Source organism: Frankia sp. AgKG'84/4 (genome assembly GCF_023242965.2).
GTDB lineage: Bacteria > Actinomycetota > Actinomycetes > Frankiales > Frankiaceae > Frankia.
In genome coordinates this window covers 1-3,067 of sequence record NZ_JALKFU020000608.1, presented here as the reverse complement: position 1 = coordinate 3,067, position 3,067 = coordinate 1, and the positions used below count along the sequence as shown (strand labels likewise).

3 protein-coding genes, 1 tRNA gene and 1 pseudogene are annotated in these 3,067 nt (G+C 70.0%); 1 reads left to right on the top strand and 4 read right to left on the bottom strand.

Annotated elements, in window-relative coordinates:
* The 3 genes from MXD58_RS23915 to MXD58_RS23905 form a co-directional block, all read right to left on the bottom strand.
* Positions 1–537: hypothetical protein (locus MXD58_RS23915; protein ID WP_248838827.1), on the bottom strand; the 537-nt coding region annotated here is incomplete at its 3' end.
* 110 nt (positions 538–647) lie between these two features.
* Entirely contained in the window at positions 648–974 is a 327-nt protein-coding gene (locus MXD58_RS23910; protein ID WP_248838826.1) for a hypothetical protein, read from the bottom strand.
* Between the two features lie 200 nt (positions 975–1,174).
* Positions 1,175–1,247: transfer RNA gene (locus tag MXD58_RS23905), tRNA-Lys, on the bottom strand.
* Between the two features lie 453 nt (positions 1,248–1,700).
* Here MXD58_RS23905 and MXD58_RS23900 point away from each other — a divergent pair.
* Entirely contained in the window at positions 1,701–2,624 is a 924-nt protein-coding gene (locus MXD58_RS23900) for a DUF4394 domain-containing protein (protein ID WP_248838825.1), read from the top strand.
* A 137-nt stretch (positions 2,625–2,761) separates the two neighbouring features.
* Here MXD58_RS23900 and MXD58_RS23895 read toward each other — a convergent pair.
* Positions 2,762–3,067: pseudogene (locus MXD58_RS23895) on the bottom strand (RNA-binding transcriptional accessory protein); the annotation flags it as partial.

Below are 3,067 nucleotides of genomic sequence, written 5' to 3'. Positions count from 1 at the left end.
AGCGGGGACTCCCACCTGGCCACCAGCGGGGACCTCTACCTGGCCAACAACGAGGACTTTTTCATGGCCATGGACACGAGGCATCCGGAAAGAAGGCAGATGAACGACCGCCGTGGTCGCTGTGGGAATGATGATGAAGACCTCACGTTGAACCTGGGGATCCTGTGGGCTGATGGCCCGGCAGCCGAACGGTGTCTGCACCGATTCTCCCTCGATCGCGAGCCGGGCACGGGACACCGCATCGATACCCGCCGGGCGCAGGAGAGCACCACCAAGCCCATGTGCCGCGCGTAATGCCCGGGCTCCGTTCGGTGTGGTGCTGAAATGCGCCAAGTACATAGGCTGACCGGCAGCGTTCGTCCTCGACTGGACGGCGAGATCCCCGGCATCGGAGGAGATTCTGACGGCCGCAAAATTTTCGAGCCGGGCTCCCGATGGGTCGGCCTGCGGAGTCGCCGTGGCGGTCGACCTCACCTGTGCATCGCCGCTACATGCGGTCAGGACACCGAGTATGGCTGTCCCGGCCAGCTTCAGCACGAGCCCACCTCGAGATGGTGGGTTCACGGCGCCGGCCCCTTGCATACCGACATCGGACCCCCAAAGATCATATGTTCCTGGGCGATGCCGCTCCGCCAGCCGCTCGTCGGTCACGATGACGCCGTGGCCGTGCAGGCCTCGACCAGGGCGACGTCGTGGATGCCTGGCCCGAGCAGGAGGCTCCACTCGCCATCCCGCCCCTGACCAGGGCCGACCTCGAAGCACGGATCGCCCACGCGGAAACAGCCAACCATCCCGTCCACAACCGGGATGCCCGCGCACTGCTCGTTGGACATCGCCCGCCGCAAGGCACCTGGATGCTCCCCCGTGATCGCGAGTAGATCGGTGAGTGACCGTGATCGGCTGGACCCGCCGCTGCGGTACTGAACCTCGCTGAGGGCATCGACATCACCCTGGTCTCCGAGCGCCTGGGCCACTCCTCGTCCGCGATCACCGGCCGGCTGTATGCACACCTGCTGCGGCCGACCGGTCAGGCGGCAGCGGAGAAGATCGTGAACGCGGTACCGCGGCGCACGATGCGACACCCGTGGGGCCACATGGGGGCCACGGCGATCAACGGCCCCGAACCGGGTAGGTAGGACATGCCAACCATGCAGGTCATGGTCCTGTGCAGGGGTGGGCCGTCAGGGACTCGAACCCTGAACCCGCCGGTTAAAAGCCGGCTGCTCTGCCAATTGAGCTAACGGCCCTGCAGGCCGATCGTACCCGGGGGGCATGGTCCTCGGCGCCGGCCCGAGTTGGGAGCCTGCCGCCTCGCGCGAGCGGTGCTCGCCGACGCTGACGGAGACATCGAGCCTCACGCCGGACCTCGCGCACTCGGCTCGGGACAGCTCGGGGCGATCGGCGCGAAGGTTCTACGGGCTGGCAGGGCTAGCAGGCCGGCGCGCGCTCGTGGCCGGGCGGGATGGCCGGCGGATCGGCCTGCGCCGTATGGGGGCGCAGTCCGGGTGGCGCCGCTGCGTCGGTTATCCGTGGCGTGGCCGGTGGCGGTGGGCGCATCCGGGTATGGCGGCAGACCCGCCGTCACCGTGCGTCGTTGAAGTCGACCGGCCCGGCGCGTCTACTTCCGCCAGGTGGCGGTCACGTGGGGTGACATGGATAGCGGCGCCGCCGGTCAGACGTTCCTGTGGAGGGAGACGTACGTGCGTAGAAGGCTATCCGCAGTGAGTTCGGCGGCCCTGACGGCGGCCCTGGCGGCCGGGCTGGTCGCCGCGGTACCAGGGCTCGCGGGGGCAGCGAGCGCGTCCCCGTCGGCCACCGGGACGGACGCGCCGAAGGCCCAGTTGTCCCTGTTCGACGATTACAGGGCCTATGGTCTGACGACCACGGGCCGGTTGGTGCGGTTCGACGTCGACGCGCCGACCTGGATCATTCCGGTCGGCACGATCACGGGGCTCGTCGGCGGCGACACGGCCCTGATCGGCATCGACTTCCGGGTACAGAACAACCGGCTGTACGGCGTCGGCAACCTTGGCGGCATCTATGTGATCAACACGTCGAACGCGGTCGCCACGCTGGTGTCGCACCTCACCGCGCCGCTGGTCGGGACGGCCTTCGGCGTCGACTTCAACCCGGCCGCGAACCGGCTGCGCATCATCAGCAACGCCGGGGAGAACCTGCGACACAACATCGACGACCCGACGGGGACGCCGCGACCCGGCACCACCGTGATCGACTCGCCGCTGACCTACCCGCCGCTGCCGGCCCTCGCGACCGGCCTGTCCGGTGCCGCCTACACCAACAACGACCTTGACCCGACGACCGGCTCCACGCTGTTCGACATCGACACGACCCGGTCGCAGGTGGCCGTCCAGTCACCGGCGAACCTCGGGGCGCTCGCCCTCACCGGCACGCTACCCGTACCGGTCGGCCCGTCGGCCGGCTACGACATCTACACCGAGCGTTCGGGTGGGCGAGCGGTGGGTAACCGTGGCTTCGCCGCCCTGCTCGTCGGCAGGTCGTACCGCCTCTACGAGGTCAACCCGTTGACCGGGCAGGCCGCCCTGCGCGGCTCGTTCCCGGCGAACAACCAGGTCTTCGACATCGCGCTGCCGACCAGTCAGTAGCACGGACGCGCCCACCAGCATCGCCGGAGGCCGCGCGGATGACGCTTGGGTTGGGACGGACGGTCCGTCCCAACCCAAGCGTCACGGGATCGGGGCCGGTCCAGGGGTTAGGACCGGCTCTGGTCGCGGGGCCGTGCTCAGCCGCGGCGCCGACCACCGTTCTTGGAGCCGGAACCGCGGTTGGTGCCGGGGCCGTCGAGGGAGACCTGGTCTCCGGTGACGAGCCCGGCGCGACGCAGCGCATCAGCAATCGCGCCATCGGGCGCACCGCGTCCGGCACCACCGCGTCCGGCACCACCGCGTCCCGCACCGCCCTGTCCGGAGCCGCCGCGGTTGCCACCGGAGCCGCCGCGGTTGCCCCCCGCGCCATCACGGCCGCCTCCCGAGCCGGCCCGGCCACCACGCCCGCCGCCATCCTGCCCGCCCGGACCGCGGCCCTGGCC